Source organism: Rhodopirellula sp. J20-39 (genome assembly GCF_057365095.1).
This window is the reverse complement of the sequence record NZ_CP195123.1, coordinates 6,522,423-6,538,750: the sequence shown is the minus strand read 5'-3', so window position 1 is coordinate 6,538,750 and position 16,328 is coordinate 6,522,423. Positions and strand designations below refer to the sequence as shown.

The 16,328-nt window shown below is 54.6% G+C and carries 11 protein-coding genes; 3 read left to right on the top strand and 8 right to left on the bottom strand.

Annotated features, from left to right (window positions below; genetic code table 11):
* Positions 1–28: 28 nt before the first annotated feature.
* From ACR3ZL_RS23790 to argB, 5 genes are all read right to left on the bottom strand, one after another.
* Complete coding sequence (locus tag ACR3ZL_RS23790; protein WP_473650603.1) at positions 29–1,174, bottom strand: WD40 repeat domain-containing protein; 1,146 nt, start codon at positions 1,172–1,174, stop codon at positions 29–31.
* 79 nt (positions 1,175–1,253) lie between these two features.
* Positions 1,254–2,003: a hypothetical protein gene (locus ACR3ZL_RS23785; RefSeq protein WP_486173018.1), complete on the bottom strand. Its 750-nt coding sequence runs from the start codon at positions 2,001–2,003 to the stop codon at positions 1,254–1,256.
* A gap of 528 nt (positions 2,004–2,531) precedes the next feature.
* The gene (gene argF / locus ACR3ZL_RS23780) at positions 2,532–3,467 is read right to left on the bottom strand and encodes an ornithine carbamoyltransferase (protein ID WP_473650606.1); all 936 of its coding nucleotides are present in this window, start codon (positions 3,465–3,467) and stop codon (positions 2,532–2,534) included.
* Positions 3,467–5,056, bottom strand: coding sequence for an aminotransferase class III-fold pyridoxal phosphate-dependent enzyme (locus ACR3ZL_RS23775; protein WP_473650607.1), 1,590 nt, complete (start codon positions 5,054–5,056; stop codon positions 3,467–3,469). The genes argF and ACR3ZL_RS23775 overlap by 1 nt, the downstream gene beginning before the upstream one ends.
* Positions 5,053–5,916, bottom strand: coding sequence for an acetylglutamate kinase (argB, locus tag ACR3ZL_RS23770; RefSeq protein WP_473650608.1), 864 nt, complete (start codon positions 5,914–5,916; stop codon positions 5,053–5,055). The genes ACR3ZL_RS23775 and argB overlap by 4 nt, the downstream gene beginning before the upstream one ends.
* Before the next feature lie 374 nt (positions 5,917–6,290).
* On the opposite strand from argB, the gene ACR3ZL_RS23765 reads away from it, so the two are divergent.
* From ACR3ZL_RS23765 to ACR3ZL_RS23755, 3 genes are all read left to right on the top strand, one after another.
* Positions 6,291–9,074 carry a flagellin hook IN motif-containing protein gene (locus ACR3ZL_RS23765; RefSeq protein ID WP_486173017.1) on the top strand — a complete coding sequence of 928 codons (2,784 nt, stop codon included), beginning with the start codon at positions 6,291–6,293 and terminating at the stop codon, positions 9,072–9,074.
* 211 nt (positions 9,075–9,285) lie between these two features.
* Complete coding sequence (locus ACR3ZL_RS23760) at positions 9,286–12,123, top strand: hybrid sensor histidine kinase/response regulator (protein ID WP_473650610.1); 2,838 nt, start codon at positions 9,286–9,288, stop codon at positions 12,121–12,123.
* 264 nt (positions 12,124–12,387) lie between these two features.
* Complete coding sequence (locus tag ACR3ZL_RS23755; RefSeq protein ID WP_473650611.1) at positions 12,388–13,971, top strand: 2-isopropylmalate synthase; 1,584 nt, start codon at positions 12,388–12,390, stop codon at positions 13,969–13,971.
* Here ACR3ZL_RS23755 and ACR3ZL_RS23750 read toward each other — a convergent pair.
* From ACR3ZL_RS23750 to ACR3ZL_RS23740, 3 genes are all read right to left on the bottom strand, one after another.
* Entirely contained in the window at positions 13,922–14,380 is a 459-nt protein-coding gene (locus tag ACR3ZL_RS23750; protein ID WP_473650612.1) for a hypothetical protein, read from the bottom strand. The two genes, ACR3ZL_RS23755 and ACR3ZL_RS23750, sit on opposite strands and share 50 nt — an antisense overlap.
* Positions 14,373–15,839, bottom strand: coding sequence for a helix-turn-helix domain-containing protein (locus tag ACR3ZL_RS23745; protein WP_473650613.1), 1,467 nt, complete (start codon positions 15,837–15,839; stop codon positions 14,373–14,375). Before ACR3ZL_RS23745 ends, ACR3ZL_RS23750 begins: the two co-directional genes overlap by 8 nt.
* A gap of 77 nt (positions 15,840–15,916) precedes the next feature.
* Positions 15,917–16,264, bottom strand: a complete 348-nt coding sequence (locus ACR3ZL_RS23740; RefSeq protein ID WP_473653470.1) for a calmodulin-binding protein — start codon at positions 16,262–16,264, stop codon at positions 15,917–15,919.
* Positions 16,265–16,328 lie beyond the last annotated feature (64 nt).

Here is a 16,328-nt window from a genome sequence, read left to right as displayed (position 1 = left end):
CGCGAGCGGCTAACTTCTCGCGGGCTGACTATCTCGAAGTCGCTGTCGAAGAATGACCTACTGCTTCACCAGTAGAGTCGTCCTTCAGTGCAACTTTGTCCTGCTGAACCTGCAGCGATGGCACGTCCCAGCGTCGAATCGTGGCGTCGAAGCCACCAGAGATTAAAACGTCATTGCTTTTGATCAGCGTGGAAATGGATCCAACATGACCAACAAGGGTTTGATCAATCTCAGCCGCGTTGTCATCCCGGCTAAATCGAACGATGTGGATGCCGTCGTCGCTGCCGGCCGTCGCAATGGTTTGCTCGTCGAGAACCGCAACGGTGAACAATCGCCCGGAAGTGATCTTTCGCCGTGACAGGATCTTGCGTTGCAGGGTGTCGTACTGCACGACTTCACCATCCTCGGAAACACTCACCAACACGTTGGAGTTCGGCATGAATTTCATGTCTCGAACTCTCGCCGCGTGCAAAGGTTCTTCGTGTTGTAGTGCGCCGCTGACCGGATCAAAAAGGTGCAATTGCCCATCGCGCCCGGCAACAGCAAGTGACTTGCTGTCGCTGCGGTAAACGCAACACCGCAGATCGATGCAGTCGCACTTCAGTGTCGGTTGTTGATGCGATTTCGAACCGATTAGAAAGACGCGTGAATCGAAACCAACGGCGGCCATTTGTTTGCCCGTCGGCGAAAAACAGACGCAGGCCAGCGCGGGGGCCGACTTGATTTCCTGTAAGACAGCAAAGTCACGCCGACGGTCCCACAGGATCAACTGACCGTCGTTTCCGGCGGATGACAGTTTGGCCCCGGCGTCGTCAAAGTCCAGTGTGCGAATCCAATCGAAATGCCCTGGTTTACCCGAGTCTATTTCAGCGGGGTTGCCCAAAACGTGCATGATTTGCATCGTTTGGGCGTTCAGGATGCGGATAACATGGTCGTCACCCGCAACGGCCAGCAGTTCGCCTCGCGGATCCATCGCCATCGCCGTTACGACGACCTCTTTGACGTCGGAATCCACCGGTGGCAAGCGAAATGTGCCGTTCTGGAACGATCTGATTTCTGGCGTTTGCGCCGCGATTTGCGGTAAATCGCCGATTCCGCATACCGGCGAAGCCAGGCCAAAAACGGCTAGCCCCATCGCCAGCGTGTTTCGCCGCGTAATTCGTGTTGGTTTCATGACATCCCCCCCGGGTCTCATTTGGTACGCGTCGATGCACGCACACTCCAATCGGAATGATCGGCATCTTTTCCCCAGGTCATGAATGCAAAAAACGCTGTCCCCCCGTCATCTTCAAATATCCAATCGCCAACGCCATCATTGCGACCGGGGTCGTTACGATCTGTCCCACATAAAGCAACAAAGATCCCACCGTTGCTAAGACGAAATACACGGTCACTAACGACAAACTCAGGCGACGGTGTTGGCGAGCTAAGCTAACTCCGCCGCTCAACGCCGCCGTGAAACTGCCGCGCTCATCAGCAATCAGAAAAGTCACCGGCCACATCAGCCACTGAAACATGAAAACGATTGCGATCAATATGGAGCCTAAGCCAAAGGTACCCAGCAAAACGGCCTGCTTCGGATCTGTCACTAACGAGAGTGCGATGACCGCAAACAGTCCCACTAGCAGCGCCGCTACCAACGCAAAACCAACCAGAATGAACAGAAGCGTTAGCCGTATCACGACGCCCGGCGGCACCAACAGTTCGCGAAGTGCTGGGCCCGTCCTCACTGGATCGCGTTGACCATAACGAGCGATTCGTAACGCAAGCCGAATCATCACCGCCATCGCATATGCAGATAACGGTGCCGAGACAATGCCGACGGCCAAGGTGGCACCGAGGACGCCGACGGCAACCAATCCATCACCCTGCCCGATGTCGCCAATCGATTGCCATTGTTGGAACAAGATCTTCGCTGGCCAGCCGATGATCGCGAACCAAATGGCATTGACGATAAGTGAGACGCTTAGCAACGCGACAACGTGACTTTTTAGTAGTGCCATCGCCGGCACAATCACGCGGTCTAATGTCGTTGTTTTGCTTTCAATCCGATCGATTGGGGCTTGCGCGAAATGCTTATGAGCGTTTGATAAATCAAAAACGTTTTCACAGGCCGCACAAAGGATTGTGGAGTCGGGATTCGCCGTTGATTTCGCTGGCAAGCGAATTTCGACCAGTGCTTGGCAGGCGGGGCAAATGAGTCGGCTAGTTTTGGAAATCGGACTAGCTCTTAGGTGAAAGGTGGCGGGGAAGGCAAGTGAGTGAAGGTTCACAAACGTGATGACGAGGTTCGATCGATTCCCACACTGTAATGCCTACCACATTAATGCGTACCACATTGGTGCCCCTAACTCTCTGGAACACCGGAGTCACCTCAAGAGGTGCAGCGGCACCTCATCGAACGGCAACCCATGAATTGGCGATACACCAATCCGCACGGAAGTTGATCTCCAGAATGAAATCGATCACTGACCTCAATCTGCTTCACGCGGTGCCCCAATTGATCCAAGATCGATTCCGCTTGTGCCTCGCTAGCCGACGTTAGCGGTAATCCATTCTGGACGCATCAGGAATACCAGCAAGGCTTTTTGAGCATGCATGCGGTTTCCAGCTTGCGCGATAACATCGCTTTGTGGTCCATCGATCACTTCGTCGGTAATCTCTTCGCCACGCACCGCCGGCAAACAGTGCAGCACTCGGGCGGTTGAAGGAGCCGACGCCATCAGTTTGGCGTTGAGTTGATAATTTGCGAACGCAGCACAGCGAGCCTTGGATTCAGCCTCCTGGCCCATGCTCGTCCAAACATCGGTGTAGATCGCATCAGCGTCTTTCACCGCCGCGTGCGGATCGTCGGTTTGCTGGATGTCGGCCTTGGGATACTTTTGGGCGATTCGGTCCAGCCAAGGTTGATCAAACTCGTAACCGCTGGGGCATGCGAGTGTGAACTTGAGATCCAGCATGGCACAAGCCAACGCCAGCGATCTGGAAACATTGTTGCCATCGCCAACGAAGACCAGATGCTTCCCACTGGCGGAGCCAAACGACTCCTGAATCGTCAGGATATCCGCCATCGCTTGGCAGGGATGTGAAAGATCCGTCAGGCTATTGATCACCGGAACCGCATTGAAGCTGGCAAGTTGTTCGACCCGTTCATGGGACTTGGCTCGACAAGCGACAGCGTCAACGAATTGACCCAGGACGTTGGTGAAGTCCGAGGGAGATTCACGTTTGCCCCAACCCACATCCTCACCCAGGAAAAGGCTACCACCGCCCAATTGCGTCATGCCAGTTTGGAAACTGACACGGGTTCGCAAACTGGGCTTTTCGAACAACAAAGCCAACGTGTAGTTAGCCAAGATCGATGGACGCTCGCCTTTGCGGAGCAATGACTTCAGTTGCGAGGCAACAGTCAAGATCGTCTTCAGTTCGTCTGGCGTTAGGTCAAACAGCGTTAACAAATGTCTCATCACGCACTCTCCGTTTCGGCACTCGGGGTTGGCTTCTGGTACTCCGCCGGATCTATCTCTTCGGTCTCTTCGGTTAGCTCAGCAGGATCGCTTGAGTTTTCGTCCGACAACTCCGGTTCGTAAGCCTCGTTTTCATGACTGGTGTCTTCGTCTTCTTCCGCCTCGACGTCTTCATCGTCTTCTTCATATTCATCTTCGTCGTCAACTTCGTCTGACTCTAACTCGTCGTCTGGTTCCATTTCGTCATCGAGTTCGTCCTCGTCTTCATCCTCTTCCTCAATGTCGGCAACAACATCGGGCTCGGTATCCTCGTCTTCTTCGTCGACGCGATCTTCGTCTAAATCTTCGCCTTCGTCCGTTGACTGGGCATCGTTGACAGGTTGGGACTCGGAATTGGACGATTCCGTTTCCTGCGATTCTTCCGCTTGCAAGGCGTCAAATACCATGTCCATGCGATCTAGCAGAAGTGTTGCCGTCTCGTCATCGAGGACCAACGGAGGTTGGAAACGGACCGCAAAGTCTCCCGCCGCTTCTGCGACCAGACCGAACTGGCTTGCCGTTTCAATCCAATCGGCTGAGGGCAGATCGAGTTCGATGCCGATCGTCCGGCCGGTGACATGCAAGTCGCGAATCGTTTCCCGCGTAGCGAGCCGTTCGGCCCACTGAACGGCCATCGATTCAACATCAGTTACCAGCCAATCTTGCGAGACCCACTGAGACAAGGATGCATCGAACAGGCACGCCGCCATTTCATTGGAAACCATCTCGCCCGAGTCTACCGCGGCGGCCAGTTGTTCGCCCAGGATGAGCAGTCCGCCTGGCATCCCGCCCAGCAAACCTGCCGACATTAATACTGCGTCGGCGGGAATATCAGCGAGTGCTTCGTGAACCCAAAAATTGCCTCCACCGATCGGCGGAATCGCGTGATGATCGATCACCAGTGGGATTCCCTGGCGATCGCAAGCGGCTCGGATCGCACCAAGGGTTTTGGCATCGACGGGGCGGGCCATGTCGTTTAAGTCGATTGGCGACAGTAAAACCATCGCAGTGTCGTCACCGACGCGGCCTGCAATGTCGTCGATGCCGACATGAGTGAAACCTGGCAGTACAGGCCATTCGGCAGTGCGTGTCTCCGCACAACCGCTGGCCATCCGTCCGACCACACCCGGTCCGTGATTGCTGCCTAAGGCGACCAGGCACTTTGGATTGGACGTGTTGTTCGAACCGGCGGCAGGATCGGATGCGGATCGATGGTGACGGCGACGTGCCAAAACCAGCATCCACTGCAACGCTTCTTCGGCGGACGAACCCACTAGGCATTGTTCAATGCATTGTGAATCATGCCCGGTAAGTGAGCGAAGCGATTCCGAAATGTTATTTAGAAGTGAACTTAGGGTATCGCCGGAATCCGCGCCGATCGATCCACTTTGCGCTCGACCCCACCGGTCGTCTTCCCATCGCTGCCCAGCCCATTTCGACAAAGCGGTTTGCAAGTAGTTGCACGAAGTTCCCGTCGCTGAGAGCGTTCCTGAACAACCGACGATTTGCGATAAATCGGGGTGGGATGGGTCGTCGGAGTATTCGCTCACGCGTAGATCTCCGTGCCGACGCCGTCGGTCGTGAAGATTTCAAGCAACAGCGAATGTCGTAGACGCCCATCGATGATGTGCACCTTTTGGACGCCGCGACCGAGTGTCTCCAGACACGCTTCGACTTTCGGAATCATGCCACCCTGGATCACACCACTGGCGATTAATTCACGAGCTTCGGCCGCCGACATGGCAGGAATGATCGACTCGGGATCATCCGCTTTGCGACGGACACCGTTGACGTCCGACAGGAAGACCAGTTTGTCAGCGCCGAGGGATTGTGCTACGGCCATGGCCGCCGTGTCGGCGTTCACGTTGTACAGTTGGCCGTTGTCGTCCTGGCACAGCGATGGGATCACGGCGACTTGATCGGTGTAGCCAAGGCTTTCGATGACATCGCGGTCCACTCGGTCCACTTCACCGACGAACCCCAGGTCTGTTCCATCGGGATCGACCATTTTGGATCCGTGCAGAACGCAGGTAGTCCGTGGTGACAGGTTCACTGCCCGACCGCCAAATCTTTCCATCAGCTCAGTGATATGGACGTTCAGTTCGCCTGCAAGGACTTGTTCGACGACTTTCAGCGACGCTTCGTCGGTAACCCGACGACCTCGAACGAATTCTGCTTCAATTCCCGCGGCGGCCATCGCTTGGGTGATCGCCTTGCCGCCACCATGGACGACCACTGGGCGGAGCCCAACGGATTCCATGAAAATGACATCTAGCAACAAGTGCTGCATCGCGGTGTCATCCTCGAGCAAACTGCCACCGAGTTTGATGACGGTTGTTTTGCCTCGAAAGCGACGGATCCAGCCCATCGCTTCGATCAGAGTGTCCGCCTTGGCGATCGCTTGATCCATCGCAGATTGTCCAAAAGAAAAGGGAAAAAGTGTAGGGGGACGCGTCCGGTCGGTCAATTCGGCTTCGTTTAGCTCGGAAATCGGTGTTTCGACCATATTGGAAGCCAGTTTGGGAGTAGTGAGAGTTGGCCCAACGAATCATCGGTGCTGGGACGAGTTGAGCCAAGCGTAGTATTGCGGGGGGGACCTAATCCGTTCAGCCGCCACAATCCATTGGATTGCCAGCGATAAGATGGCGTTCAATGCTAAAAATGCACCCGTCCTCGAGCCTGTGTGACGTAGCTTTGACTGCACCTGGATTCGCGAGGATCCAAACACGGGGGAAAGCCTAATTTAACTTCACTAGACAGTGATGCAGTAAAGAGCTTTCCAAAATGTCAATCTCATCAGTCTCTGGAGCAAGTAGCTTCGGTGGGCTTCTAATCGAAAACAGCAGCTTTGCAGTGCGCGGTCCCTCCGCGGCTCAAAACGCTGATTCAGAACAGAGGTCGCCTACGAGCCCAACGTTAGATCGGATCACCCGTCTCGTTGAAAAATTGAAGGAACAATCTCTTAACGCTGCCCGCACCAACCAAATCGAACGACTCGATACATTCCAATCAACAATTAACGAGACCCTCGCCGAGATTGGCTATCTAGCTGGAGTTGAATTCAGTGCGGGAGGCGTCGAAAACGCAGTTGTGACGGGCGCCGAAGCAAGTCAGTTGAAAGACCTGCAAGTGCTAGGATTGGCTCCCGGCGCATCAGCCAGCTTTTCAGGATCCGTTGTGCGACCCAGTGCGGGTGCGTCAGTGACGGTGGACAATGTGGGGCGGTTGTTGTCCGGTGGCGGATCGCTGCAACTGAATCGGGGCGGCGAGTCGCAAACGATTTACGTCAATAAGAATGCTTCGATCAGTGGATTGATCCGCACGATCAATGATGGCGGCTACGGTGTCCGTGCTTCGCAGATCGACAATAAGCTTCGATTGACGACGCGATCAACCGGTCCGTCTTCAAGTTTGGAAGTGATCTCGCGGGCAAAGCGAACGGTGCGAGGACCGGTCGGGTTGCAGGTGTCCGGCATGAACGCCGCGCAGGTCAATAATGTGACCGCAGACAATCTTGCGCCTAACCAGTCAATTACGGTGCAAGGCAGTCGGGATTCGGTCGCCACGACCGCCGAGTTGGTTTACCAAGGTGACGCGCAGGGACGGGTCAGTGGGACTGCTTCGTTTGAATTAAATGGTGATCTTGGTAGTCAGACCTTCTCGATGACTGAAGGCGAATCGCTAAACGATCTGGCCGCTCGCATCACCTCGGCCTCTGATCAAACAGGGGTTGTTGCAACAGTCGACGGGAACCAGTTGCGGCTAGAGTCGTTGGCCAAGGGCGACAATGCGTCGGTTTCCATTACCAACGTGAATCCCATCCAAGAAACCTCGGTGACCGGCGTCGAGGTTGACGAGTTTTCGCAGTTTGACTTGGTTTCGATGCCTGCGAACACTCAAGTCACTATCAGCGGATCGATCACGCAAGCGGCCGAGACGGCGAATCTGACCTATCGCGGCGCGAGCGGATCCGAGATCGTTGAAACGGCGACGTTTACTATCTCTGGTGCAACCGGTAGTGCCCAGGTGAACGTGACGCAAGGTGAATCATTGGCCGACGTTGCCGACCGAATCAATACAAGTTCGACCAACACCGGTGTTTTGGCTCGCGTCGACGGAAACGATTTGCAATTCGAAAGCACCGAAGTCGGATCGGCGCAGTCCGTCAGCGTGACGCTTGATTCCATCACGCAGGATGTTAGCGTGACGGGAGTGGATTCCAGTAAAATCAGCAATTTTACGGTCGAATCGGCCGAGGCGCGTTCGTCAAACACGCTGTCTGGAAGCATCGATCAAGCAGCAACCAAGGCCCAGTTGACCAGCAGCAGTACCTATTTTGCTTCGTCCAGTGCTACGTTCTCGCTGACCGGTGAATTGGGCAGCGAAACGTTTTCGGTTAATTGGCTTCAGTCGATGACGTCGATCCGCGATGAAATCAACGAGGCTTCGGACCGAACCGGCGTCGTTGCCAGCATTTCTTCCAATCGGCTGAAGCTCACCAGCGGTGAATACGGATCATCGGCGATCGTACAATTGGATGTGTTGTCAGGTAGTTTTGGCACCACGGGCGGTGACGGTAACGGCAATGCTCAGGGAACTGACGCGGAGTTGACTGTCAACGGCAACGCCGTGACCGCTGATCGAAATCACGTGGCTTATTCCGATGCGTTGGGAAGCTATTCGTTTGATCTGGTTGCTGGGCAAACCGGTGCTATCGCTGAAATCACAGTTGAATCTACGGACCGTGATTTCGACATTGACGGCGGCGACGGTGACGGAAATGCGATTGGGTTGGATGCTTTGGCAACACTCAATGGTGTTGAGTACACCGGGGTTGGAAACCACTTCGACGCAACGATCGATTCAGCTCAGGTCGACTTTGAGGTAACCCAAGGCTATGTCGGTGCGATTCATCCGATTACGGTAGAGTCCAAGGAAGCCGAGTTTTCTATCACCGGTGGTGATGGAAACGGTCAAGCGTCAGGCCAAAACGGCACCGCGACGATTGATGGTGTTACCGTGTCGAGTTCCACCGATACCTTCAACGCGGTCGTTAATGGTGAGGCGGTCCAGATTCAGTTTACCTCAAACTTCACCGGCAACTTCGATGACATTACGTTGACCGGTGGAGGATTTGTGGCCAGTCGTTCGGCGGGAAGCGAAACCTATCTGGGACGTGGCCGGTCGCAGTACGTCGAAATCAATGGCGAGCGACTTTACGAACAAGACGGTCGCTACATTGCAGAGCAAGATGGTGTGCAAATCTCATTCACCCTAGATGCATCTGCATCCGGCGTGATTGGTCCGATCACTATTTCGGGAGCTAAGTCGGAAATTGTCAGCAGCTTCGTGCCGGTACTGCAGGGCCAGCAACAGTTAGCTGTGCAGAATTTGTTGCCGAGTCTTTTCGCGATTGGATCCGGCGGCGCGTATTCCGGCGATGCGGCCGATGCATCACAAACGCTATCGGTCTTGATTGATACGATTGATCAACTCCAGACGATCAATGGACAATCGACACGGCAAGGCCGATCGTTGATGGGATTTGCATTGGATGTCTCCGCTTAAGCGACGTCCTTTGACCGCAAAATCTAAACCGCGATGCTAATCGGTATCGTGTTCAACGCGATGATCAACGATCTGGTTGAATTGTTGCTGCGCAGTGGAAGTTTGCGTCCAGCGGAAGCGGTCTTGTACACAGACCCCCCGCTGGCCTGCTAGACTAAGGGTTCCATCCAGGTCTTGCGGGTGGGGTGCTTTTAAGCGGAGGCAACACCCTGTGCGAATCATTCATAAACTATTGCTGGCTGCCCTGGTGCCAGCTCTTCTAATCGGACTGGTTGGTCAATATGCCACCAGTGTCGCACAGCACAGCTTGCGTTCGGCGATCGAGTCGAACTCCATGACCCAAGCCAATGCAGTGATGGATGAAGTCGATCGCATCTTGCAGACACGGATCGCCAACTGGAAAGCCTACGCCCGTAGTGATCTGGTGCAACAGACATTGGTGGCCTCCAACGACGAGATGGCCGAGGAGCCGGATCCTAGGGCAACGATTGATCAACGCGATCAAGAATGGCAAATCGCTGCGGACGGGAAGCCGAACGAGCTGATGAAAAGATTGTTGAGCAATCGACTGTCTCGCGATCTTCGCACGCGTTTGGAAAAGCTTGAAGAGGGATCAGGGTATTCCGTTTTTGGCGAAGTCTTTTTCACCAACCGATATGGTGCCAACGCCGCGCAGTCACAATTGACATCTGACTATCGGCAAGATGACGAATTGTGGTGGAAGTTTGCGTCCGACGATGGACTCTACATCGCCGACGTCACTTGGGATGAAAGCGCTGGCATTTACTCCATCGTGATTTGCCTGAAGGTCGAAGATGCTGAGAACGAGTTTCTGGGCGTCATGAAAGCGGTCATGAATATTCGTGAAATCGTCAGTGTGATCGATGGACGATCGATTCGGCTGGGGCCTGGTGAGCGATTGATCTTGCTGAACCAGCAAGGTGAAATCATTCGAATTGGCAATCAAGAGACCGAACCGCTTGCTGACGGCTCCGCTTTGCTGGGTGATTTTCAACTGGATGCGGAAAACCCAGAGGCCACGATTTATCGTGTTGATCCAGCAACCAACGAGCGATATTTGGAGTCGTTCGCGTTGTCGCAAGGATTCGGTGACTTCAAAGGTCTCGGCTGGAAGATGCTGCGTGAGAGTCGCGAATCGATCGCCTTCGCGCCCGTCAATGATCTGCGACGGCGCATCATTTGGATAGCGTCACTAGCGATGCTATTTGGATTGATCGTCAGTGGTTTTGTTGCATGGTCGTTGTCACGACGAGTCAGAAGTTTAAGCACCGCAACGATGGCGATTAGCCGTGGTGAATTAGACACCACTGTCAATGTGCAGGGATGTGACGAGATTGCTGATTTGGCAACGCACTTCAATCAAATGGGACGCGATTTGAAACGCGTTAACAGCGAACTGGTCATCGCCCGAGATGCTGAACGGGATGCGAACCGAGCCAAAGGGGCGTTTTTGGCGAACATGAGTCATGAGATTCGCACACCAATGAACGGGATCATTGGTATGGGACAACTGCTGGGGCACACAGCACTCGACGCGAACCAAAAAGACTATTTGAGGATGATTCAACAATCGGCCGACGCGTTGTTGAGATTGCTGAATGACATCTTGGACTTTTCTAAGATCGAAGCCGGCAAATTGGAGTTGGAGGAAATCGAATTCAGTTTGCGGGATTGCATTGGACAAACCGGCCAGACGTTAGCCGTTCGGGCTGGCGAGAAAGGATTGGAAATGGCTTGCCGGATTGCCCCCGACTTACCGGACACATTGCTTGGGGATCCGGGGCGACTTCGACAGATCATTGTGAACTTAGCGGGCAACGCAATCAAATTCACCGATCAGGGTGAAGTCGTGATCGATGTGAAACGTGCGAACGGTTCCAGCCGGAATGGCGATACCGACGACCAAATTGAATTGCAGGTTTCGGTCCGGGATACGGGGGTGGGCATTCCCAAGGAAAAGCAAGCGAAGGTGTTCGAGGCTTTCACTCAAGCGGACGTTTCCACTACACGGCAGTTTGGTGGTACGGGGCTGGGGCTTTCGATTTCGGCGCAGTTGGTTGAAATGATGAACGGCCGGATCTGGCTAGAGAGCGAGCCGAACCAAGGCACTACTTTCTATTTCACTGTGAGCCTTACCCTGCTTCCTGAACGTGAGCGTAAACGTCGCGAAGGCGTGGTCTCGTTGGCGGGGAAGCGAGCGTTAGTCGTGGACGACAATGCGACGAACCGACGTATCTTTGAAGAGTTGTTGAGTCATTGGGGCATGAAGTGGGAATCCGCTAGTGACCCGGTTCAGGGCCTAGCTGAGTTGGCAAAAGCCGCATGCGATGGGACGCCGTTCGACATTGTGTTGTTGGATTTCATGATGCCGGGAATGGATGGCTTTGGGTTTACCGAACATGTCCGCGCGGACGAAGCGATTCAAGAAACCAAAATTATCTTGTTGTCATCGGCGGTGGCGGTCGGAGATTCTAAACGCAGTTCGGAGTTGGGGATCTTGCGTTGCATGACCAAGCCGGTTGTCGAGAGTGAGTTGCATCGGACGTTGTTGGATGTTTGTGATGTGGTATCGCTGAAGTCCAATAAGTCTGACCCAGCGAACCCGCTAGTTGCTGGAGGTGGTGCGAATCGGAGTTTGAAGATTCTGTTGGCCGAAGACGGCATCGTGAACCAATGCGTCGCGAAAGGAATCTTAAAAACACTGAACCATGACGTCGTGATTGCCGATGACGGGGTAAAGGCGGTGAAGGCGTGGGAGAACGGAAACTTTGATGTCATCTTGATGGACGTTCAAATGCCAGAGATGGACGGACTTCAAGCAACCACCGCAATTCGCAAGGCCGAACAAGAATCTGGCCAACGCATTCCAATTATCGCGATGACGGCCAATGCGATGAAGGGTGACCGTGAACAATGCCTGGCCGTCGGAATGGACGATTACATAGCCAAGCCGTTTAGGCGAGATGAACTGCATGAGGCGCTGACGCGATGGGGCGGCGTCCCGAGTGATATCGCACTGAATGAGTGATCGGTTTTCACTCGTTTGGGCAAAGGCCTTGACCCGATGCCGGTAACCGGACTATTTTACGAACATGATGACTCGACTAACTTTACGACTTCTCGACCTCGGACTGCTTCTAGGCATGTTCCCGAGCCGATTCGTCGTGGTTACTTGAAACACAGTCATTCCACTAAAACACGAATTAGCCCGGGCCGCTTGCCATGCGACTCGGGCTTTTTTTGTACCCTGTTTCTCGATCCGTTTTCACTTCCTTTCCTAACTGGACCGGTCATGTCCGAACCCAACGATTCCCAAGCCGAGACCGTACAAACGCGTCCCATCCGTATTTTTGACACCACGCTTCGCGATGGCGAGCAGTCACCGGGTGCGAGCATGAACCTGGCGGAAAAGCTGGAAGTCGCTTCGGCTCTTGCTGAAATGGGCGTGGACGTCATCGAGGCTGGGTTCCCCATCGCTTCGCCAGGCGACTTCGAGTCGGTTCGTCAAATCGCGTCAACGGTGCGTGGCTCAACTATTTGTGGTCTGGCTCGTTGCAATGAAAAAGACATCGACCGAGCTTGGGAGGCCTTGAAGGTCGCTCCATCGAGCCGGATCCATGTCTTCTTGGCAACCAGCGCCATCCACCGCGAATTCAAGCTGCGGATGACGACGGATGAAATTGTCGAGCGTGCGATCGCAGGCGTGAAGCGAGCTGCGTCGTATTGTGATGATGTCGAATTTTCACCTGAAGACGCCTGCCGAACGGAGCATGATTTCTTGTGCCGTGTTGTGGAAGCGGCGATCGATGCTGGGGCGACTACGATTAATGTTCCCGACACGGTGGGCTATGCCACGCCGAGCGAGATTTACGATCGTTTCGACATGTTGATGAATCGGGTTCCGAACATTGATAAGGCGATTTTGAGCACGCACTGTCACGACGACCTGGGGATGGCAGTTGCCAACTCGTTGGCTGCCGTCGCGGCGGGTGCGGGGCAAATTGAGTGCACGATCAACGGGATCGGTGAACGTGCCGGAAATGCCGCGTTAGAAGAAGTCGTGATGGCGATGAAGACTCGCGAAGACTTCTATCACTTATCGACGAATATCGATTCCAAGCGATTGGTGCCGATGAGCCGATTGGTCAGCAAGACCACTGGGATCAGCGTGCAACGCAACAAGGCGATCGTGGGTCGCAATGCGTTCGCACACGAGTCCGGCATTCACCAAGATGGGATGCTGAAGGAACGCAGTACTTACGAGATCATGTCACCGGAAGAGGTTGGCTTTTCCAAAACGGATTTGGTGCTGGGCAAACACAGCGGTCGAGCGGCGTTGGCGGACCGGGCACGACAGTTGGGCTTCTCGCTTAGTGGCGAGCAGTTGCAAGAGGTCTTTGACCGCTTCAAAGAGTTGGCCGACAAGAAAAAGGAAATCTACGATGGCGACATCATGGCGCTCGTTCAACAACAAATTAGCGGCGCTGTGGCGGCGCAGTGGAGCTTGATCGATTATGAAGTGACCAGTGCTAGAAACAAGACGCCCGAAGTGCGCGTGACCCTGGGCAATGGTGGCCAGGAATTCACTGAACAGGTTTCGCAAGGCGACGGACCGATCGATGCCGCTTTTTGGGCCGTCGAAAAGATCACCGGAATCGAACTGGTTTGCAAAGACTTTCGTGTTCGCAGTGCCACGCTGGGCCGCGATGCGATCGGTGAGGTGAATCTAGAAGTCGAGCACAAAGGCCGCACGTTCCGCGGGATGGGCGTGAGTACCGATAGCGTTGAGAGCACCATTTTGGCGATGCTCAACGCGATCAACCGCATCATGGCTGGGCAGGATGATCCGGCGGAAGGCGATCTAGCACATCCTTAACTTGATGTGGGTGCTGCACATGCAGTTGCACACCGGCTTCGAATAATCGCATGGTCTCGGCCGGGGACACCAACCCGGTCGAGACACGGACGGCGTGCGGATGGGCTAGTTTGACGGCGGCGATGGAGGTGAGCACCTTCGCGACGCCAGCGTCGCCGATCGACCAAACAAATGCCTCGATGGGAGTTTTGCCAAACGTTCTTTGTAGTGTCGCTGGTGACGCATCTGGGGCGAGATGAAGCTGCCAAGTTAGTTCGGAGGCTACGTCTTGAGATTGCTTCGCTTCAATCTCGACCGCCTTAACCTGGTCGGTCATCCAACGAGTTAGCTCGTCTAAGTAAATTGATTCGCTCGGACCGATCCAGCACCAGTTGCGAACCGTTTCGCACGCCGTCTTTGCGTCAGCCATCGGCTAGCTTCCGTAGCAAACGAGCACGACTGATTCCCAGCCGCCGGGCAGCTTCGGCTTTGTTTCCATCGGCCGCGATCATCGCTTTGGCGATTAGCTCGGACTCATACTGCTGCACCGCTTTGTCGAGAGATTCGATTTGAAAAGCATGTGGCGGTTCGGGAGCCGGGCTGATGGTGATCTTGTTTTCCGACTTTGTAACCGCGACACCACTGGGCGAAGGCGGTTGATAGGATCGAATTGCAAGTGGCAAGTGTTCTCGCATGACGCGGTCGCCCCGGACGGCAGCTTGGGCAAACTGCATTGCTGAAACCATCTCGTCCCACTGACCGGGCCAGGGATAGGATTCGATCAGTTGAATCGCGTCTCGAGAAAGGCGTGCCGTTTCGACAAGGCTCTGTGCGATCATGGCAAGATCGGTCGAACGCGAGGCCAGTGGCGGCAGCTTGATTCGCATCAAGTGCATCGCATCGGCAAGCGGGGACAGTAGTGGCGATCTGGCTTCGTTATGGCCTAGGGATTGGTGGCCAAGAGAATGTTGACCCAGCGGTGTGGTCTCAGAAACGCCTTCCAAGATGCCAATCAACCGCAATCTATCCGGCCAAGATTCAAGCCATTGGGCCAGCCGTTGTTGCCCGTCCGATGGCATTTCATCGAAATGTTCTAGGCACAACGTGCTTGAAAGATCGTGGCTGTGTGAGAGTGGGCCGATGGCGGGCGACGCGTACACTTCCAGCAGTTCCGCATCCATCAGAGCGGCATCCAGGCACACGTAGGGTTCGTCTGGCGTCGCCTGGGATTGCTGTTGAATAAATGCGGCTAGGTCGGATGCACCGCTACCAGGCGGACCGACGAGTGCGACATGACAACGAATCCGACCCGCGAAGTCGATACGGTCTCGCAGTCGCCGGGAAGTCAACGAATCGCCCGCCAACAGCATTCTCGATCTTGTTTTTTGATCCGCTTGAATGCGTCTGATTTGTTCAGCGACCTGGCTGGCCTGACGAATGCCATCGCTGGCGAACCATTCTTCCCAAGGCACATCGGCATCGGAAAGGAAATCGCCCAAGCAGCCGAGCGTCATTTCATCATCACGCTGCGTTGATGCCTGTGATGGCGATGGTGTTTGAGACGAGCTCGCTTGTGTGATGGTCGCGGTTAGGAATTGGCCAACAGCTTCACCGCTGAGTTTGACAAAATGTGCAGTCGCGGTGAACGCAACGCTCTCATCCTGGTCAGCCGGGTTGGCGTCGGCTAGCGGAATCGTTAACCGGCACGTTTGGTGTCCACGGTCTTGATTTTGAACTCGCCAAGCGTTTTGTGAAGGCTGTATCGCTTTCACGGTGGACTCTGGGATTTCGTCTCCCAAGCCCAATCGCTCTCGCATCGCACTGGATAGAAACGCAACCTGCCCATCGCCATCGAGCAACCAGAAACAAATTCCGGTTGCGTCGAGCAAACGTTCGAGCGATCCACCACGTGCACGACGTGGCTTACTGGGCGTTGCGGATGGGCGAGTCGATTTGTCCAGCGTGCTTAGAATGTATCGAGGATGAAGTGGTGGCCGCTGTGGAAGCGACGGTTACTTGGGTAGTAATTGTGCCACTGCTTATTGTAGACCGGGATCCGCATCTCTTGGGGATAACGGTGGTACAAGCTATCGGAACTCTTAAAGTAGTCTTGGCTGTAAAAGTTCTGGGGGTAATACACGTAGGGGTAGTGATAGAAACGGTTCCAGTCGACATTGGCCGCCGAGCTTCCCCAGGCTTGACCGAAGGCCGGTTGGGTTCCTTGACCTGCGGCTCCGAAACCTTGAGGGTTTTGGGCACCGTAGCCAGGGACGCCACCTTGGGCGGACGCTTCAGTAGGCAGGCTAGCCGACATGGCGGCAACCCCGACGGCAATGGTCAGAATAATAGTTGGACGAATCACTTGAGTTTCCCGTTTG